The 4270-nt window shown below is 57.1% G+C and carries 7 protein-coding genes; 4 read left to right on the top strand and 3 right to left on the bottom strand.

What is annotated here, in order from left to right; translation table 11 throughout:
• Positions 1 to 32: 32 nt before the first annotated feature.
• The 3 genes from ACOCD2_RS13410 (at position 33) to ACOCD2_RS13400 (ending at position 1477) form a co-directional block, all read left to right on the top strand.
• A complete protein-coding gene (locus tag ACOCD2_RS13410; protein ID WP_293653648.1) occupies positions 33 to 335 on the top strand; it encodes a hypothetical protein in 303 nt (100 codons plus the stop codon).
• Positions 284 to 997, top strand: a complete 714-nt coding sequence (locus tag ACOCD2_RS13405) for an outer membrane lipoprotein-sorting protein (RefSeq protein WP_293650152.1) — start codon at positions 284 to 286, stop codon at positions 995 to 997. Before ACOCD2_RS13410 ends, ACOCD2_RS13405 begins: the two co-directional genes overlap by 52 nt.
• A gap of 159 nt (positions 998 to 1156) precedes the next feature.
• Positions 1157 to 1477 (top strand): hypothetical protein, encoded by a 321-nt coding sequence (locus ACOCD2_RS13400; RefSeq protein WP_294030923.1) that lies wholly within the window; start codon positions 1157 to 1159, stop codon positions 1475 to 1477.
• Positions 1478 to 1562: 85 nt separating this feature from the next.
• Here ACOCD2_RS13400 and ACOCD2_RS13395 read toward each other — a convergent pair whose 3' ends face one another.
• From ACOCD2_RS13395 to ACOCD2_RS13385, 3 genes are read right to left on the bottom strand one after another with little or no spacing between them, the layout of a single operon-like run.
• Positions 1563 to 2900, bottom strand: a complete 1338-nt coding sequence (locus ACOCD2_RS13395) for an ATP-binding protein (protein WP_293649595.1) — start codon at positions 2898 to 2900, stop codon at positions 1563 to 1565.
• 3 nt (positions 2901 to 2903) lie between these two features.
• Positions 2904 to 3017 (bottom strand): winged helix-turn-helix domain-containing protein, encoded by a 114-nt coding sequence (locus ACOCD2_RS13390; RefSeq protein WP_308214449.1) that lies wholly within the window; start codon positions 3015 to 3017, stop codon positions 2904 to 2906.
• Positions 3018 to 3045: 28 nt separating this feature from the next.
• Complete coding sequence (locus ACOCD2_RS13385) at positions 3046 to 3630, bottom strand: response regulator (protein ID WP_308214450.1); 585 nt, start codon at positions 3628 to 3630, stop codon at positions 3046 to 3048.
• A 167-nt stretch (positions 3631 to 3797) separates the two neighbouring features.
• Between ACOCD2_RS13385 and ACOCD2_RS13380 the strand changes: the two genes are divergently transcribed.
• Positions 3798 to 4229, top strand: a complete 432-nt coding sequence (locus ACOCD2_RS13380) for a DUF2202 domain-containing protein (RefSeq protein WP_293649593.1) — start codon at positions 3798 to 3800, stop codon at positions 4227 to 4229.
• Positions 4230 to 4270 lie beyond the last annotated feature (41 nt).

Raw genomic sequence — 4270 nt, 5'->3', positions numbered from 1 at the left:
AACCTGCCTGCGGCAAGCGTGTCTTCGGCCTCGTGATAGATTTTGGGACATCCCAGTCCCCAAAATCGACTCGGCCTTTGACAACCTATTTGTGCCCCAGCCGTCCTGGTCACCAAGCACTACGCAACAACTTCGCAAGCTCGTTGCTGCTCCGTACTTGGCTCCCATATGACTGGACGCCGCGTTCGGAGGCCTACTTTGTTTTCCCTCTGGCGCAAGGCACGCCGGGAAAACAGTGCGGCCTCGCGGCTACTGGGGACTACCAGCCTTCGCTTCGCTCTCCATGGCTGGCAGCGGCGGCAAAGTGCAGCGCTACCGTCTCGAACGGCACCTGAACAATGTCTACGACAAGGGTGATATCCGAGCCCGGGACCTGGTGATCTTCCGTTCCGGCAAGCTGCGCAGCACCGGCATCCTGGTGGACATCTACAGGGACCGGAAGCGCCCCCTGAGTTTCGCCATCTGGCTGCCCGCGCTGCGCAAGATCCGCCGTCATGCCGAACCCGATCCGGCAGACATCTGGGGCGGCAGTATCTTCACCTACGGGGATATCTATCTGCGTCGCCCCGAAGATGAAAACCATACCCTGCTGGGAAAAATCCGTTTTCCCGGTTGTCTGGGCATGCTCGATCCGGCGCCTGATGGCCTGGAACCTTCCTGTGAGGCCACGGGCAAAGAGGTTTATCACCTGCGCAGCGTCAACCGCAGCGCCAACTGGTGGTACGACTACCGTGACCAGTATATCGATACCACGACTTTTGCCGACTACCGGGCGGAATACTACAGGGATGGCAAGCTGATCAAGGTCATCGACAAGGATTGGCGCAGCATGGAACTCGCCGATCCCCGTGCCCAGTACTGGCGATACTGGTATGGCAGGGATCTGCGCAGCGGCGGCGAGGGCCTGGCCTGGGTGAAGGAAGGACAGGTCAGCTGGAATGACAGGGTCAACCGGAACCTGTGGAGTCTGGCCACCCTGCGCAAGCTGAGCAGATAAGGCTTCAGCGCTGCCAGTCCTCTCAGGCGGTATTGTCGGAGGCACCCTATATCAGGTATTTCTAATACCCATAGTCGCCCAATTCATTCCTTATTTTCCTGCCCGGGCTGAGGGTCAATAATGTACGCCATGAACTTGGTCACATTTTGGGTAGACAGGATGAACATCAGAAAAAAAGTTTTCCGGACTGCAACCGCCTTGCTGCTGAGCGTTGGTGCCGTGCAACTGGCCAGCGCAGGTGCGATTGTAACTCAGACCATCACCAGTACGGTCGTGGGCGCCAGGGCAGGTGACATTCCTGCAACCTCCAGTGTTCAGGAACTGGAGGCGACCCTGAAAGCATCCTACGTGGGCACCTATGCCATTTACGGTTCGTTGCCAGAACAGAAAAAACGGGCCTTGTATGCTTCGATCAAGAAGGGTGGAAACATTCAGGACTTCAGGGAGCAGGTTATCAATGAGCGTCTGCACCGGCGCTAATCCGGTTATTTCACCTGCAACTTCATGATTGTGCTGAAATCCTTGTTCAGCTGTGAATTCGAAATTGAGTCCATGGCTTAACTGTTTACGACTGTTGCTGTCCTGGCTGGTCTCGGGGGATTTCGACACAGGCAGAAAGGCCGCCTGCCTTCCTGTTGTTCAGCGTTATCTTCCACCCCTGGAGCTGGGCCAGTTGCTGCACGATGGCAAGGCCCAGCCCGCTGCCGCCGGTGCCGCGGTTGCGGGAAGGGTCTAGCCGGTAGAAGGGCTGCAGTACCCTGCCGAGCTGGTCGTCAGGGATGCCGGCGCCCTGATCCAGCACGCAGATCTGCGCCTTGCTTCCGGAGCAATGCAGGTGCAGGCCAACGGGTTTCTCGCCTGCATAGTGGAAGGCATTGTCGAGAAGATTGTTCAGGATCCGCCGCAACACAAGTTTATTGATAACGGCTTTGCAGGATGATGCTGCCTCGATGTGCAGTTGTCTGCCTGCCTCTGTGCGTGCCGCGCCGATTTCAGCCACCAGTACGGCCAGATCCGTTTCTTTGTCCTGCTGCCCGTCCTGCTGCATCATTCGCGCCAGTTCCAGGGTGCGGGTGATCAGAGTGTCCATCTCCTCCATGTCCTGCTGCATGCTGTCGAGCAGATCATCGTCCTCCCGGCCACGCAACAGTTCTGCGGCGATGCGCAACCTGGCCAGCGGTGTGCGCAGATCATGAGAGATGCCGCCGAGCAGGGTGGTGCGGTTTTCCAGCAGGCGTTCTATTTCGCTGCTCAACTGGTTGAATTTCCGCGCCAGGTCTGCCAGTTCCCTGGGGCCGTCTTCCGGCAGGGGCAGAGAATGCGTCCCCTGGCCCAGCCGCTGTACGCCCCGGGACAGGGTTTCCAGGGGCCGGGTGATGCGCCGAACCACCAGCAGGGTGGTCAGCAGGATAAAAAGGCTGGCGCCCAGAAAAATACTGACAACGGCGCGGGGCGGTTCTGCACCGATATGGTCATGGTTTATTCCCAGGTACAGCGTTTTGCCGGCAATTGGCAGGATGGCCCAGTACAGATCCGGTGTTTCATCCGACTGGTGGATATGCAAGGTCTGGCCCAGGCGGGTGCTCAGTGCTTCTTCCAGAAACAGCATGTAAGGCGAATGCAGCAGCAGCGCCTTCAGGGGAGCCTCTGGCGGTGTTGCCTGCAGTATCAGGTCGTGACTGCTGCGCAATTCTTTCTGGAAGTCCTTGCGTGCGGATGCGAGCAGCTCGGTCCAGGTTCTGGCCGACAGCACCATGAGAGCGGCCAGATCCCCTGCGCTTTGCCGGGCCACGGGCAGCAGCATGTAGTTCAATACCACGAATCCCGTGAACAGGATGAAGATAAGCAGTGCACCCGAAATCGTCAGACTGGTGCGGGCGAACAGGGTGTTGGGAAAGCGCATGATTCAGGTTTCTGAACCCTGGGGACTGAACAGATAGCCTTTGCCCCAGACGGTGCGGATATAGCGTGGATGCTTGGGGTCGGCTTCGATCTTGTGCCTCAGGCGGGTAATGCGCACGTCGATGCTGCGGTCAAAAGGCGAGCGGTCATAAGCCTTTGAGAAGATCGATCAGATGATCCCGGGTAAGCACGCGGTTGGGGTGTTGTACCAGCAGTGCCAGCAAAGTGATCTCCCCGCTGGTCAGGGAGATTTCCTCCCCATCGCGTTGCAGACTGTAGTTTTGCAGATTCAGAACATAGGGGCCAAAGCGATACAGCCCGTCATCCGCGCCGGTAGCTTCTTTTTCTTCGGCAGGCAGGCTGTTTCTGCGCAGCACGGCGCGTATCCGCGCTACCAGCTCCCGGGGATTGAAAGGCTTCGCAAGATAGTCGTCCGCCCCGATTTCCAGCCCGACGATGCGATCGATGTCTTCCCCTTTGGCGGAAAGTATCAGGACCGGCAGCCTGGTCGAGGCGCGAAGATGACGGGTCAGACTGAGCCCGTCCTCACCGGGCAGCATCAGATCCATGACCACCAGTTCAGGGTCGTGATTCCCGAGCCAGCTTTTCATGGCCTCGCCATCGGCCACGGCGGCCGTGGAAAAACCCTGTTCCCCAAGGTAGCGCTGCAGCAGATCGCGCAGTGCCCTGTCGTCATCCACGATCAGTATCAGGGGGGATTGGTGGCTCATGAAATCATGGTAACAAATATCACTCTTCACGATCGCCACGCCGAAACATTTTGAAACATGTTTGCCCTGTCCGGAAATATTTCAGAAAAGGGATGGGCCTACACTGAAACCATGAAAAAGGAAGTCCGCCAGACTTCCTTGTCAATCGGATATCAGGAGAATTCAAGATGAAAATTAAGACGATCACATTAGCCCTTCCCCTGGCCGCATTACTGGCCGTCAGTCCGTTGCAGGCAGGATGGAAAGGTAGAAAACTGGGCACCGGCGGCCAGGGAAACACGGGTACCCAGGTAACAACGGCATTGTCGGATGCGGAAGCCGCCACACTGGTTTTCATGCGGGAAGAGGAAAAGCTGACCCGTGATGTATATATCACCTTGTATGATCAGTGGGAGCACCCGGTTTTCAACAATATTTCCGGTTCCGAACAACGCCACATGGACAGCATGAAGAGCAAGATAGACAAGTACGGCCTGGTGGATCCTGTGACCGACGATACGGTTGGCATTTTCCAGAATGGTAACTACTCACCCCTAAGACTGAGTACAAGCCTGCCTCGATGGATCTACAATCGCTTTTTCATGTCTGTAGAGGCTTGACATCATAGTACGCCGAGTCTATGCTATTGACCCAACACATC

This window comes from Thiolapillus sp. (assembly GCF_048562965.1).
GTDB lineage: Bacteria > Pseudomonadota > Gammaproteobacteria > Chromatiales > Chromatiaceae > Thiolapillus > Thiolapillus brandeum_A.
Note: the sequence above shows the minus strand (reverse complement) of the source record. Positions and strands in the feature narration are given on the sequence as shown.

What these genes read in the sequence shown, in the direction of transcription:
- ACOCD2_RS13405 (WP_293650152.1), top strand. Translation starts at nt 284, where the DNA reads ATGGCTGGCAGCGGCGGCAAAGTGCAGCGCTACCGTCTCGAACGGCAC.
- ACOCD2_RS13400 (WP_294030923.1), top strand. Translation starts at nt 1,157, where the DNA reads ATGAACATCAGAAAAAAAGTTTTCCGGACTGCAACCGCCTTGCTGCTG.
- ACOCD2_RS13395 (WP_293649595.1), bottom strand. Translation starts at nt 2,900, where the DNA reads ATGCGCTTTCCCAACACCCTGTTCGCCCGCACCAGTCTGACGATTTCG.
- ACOCD2_RS13385 (WP_308214450.1), bottom strand. Translation starts at nt 3,630, where the DNA reads ATGAGCCACCAATCCCCCCTGATACTGATCGTGGATGACGACAGGGCA.
- ACOCD2_RS13380 (WP_293649593.1), top strand. Translation starts at nt 3,798, where the DNA reads ATGAAAATTAAGACGATCACATTAGCCCTTCCCCTGGCCGCATTACTG.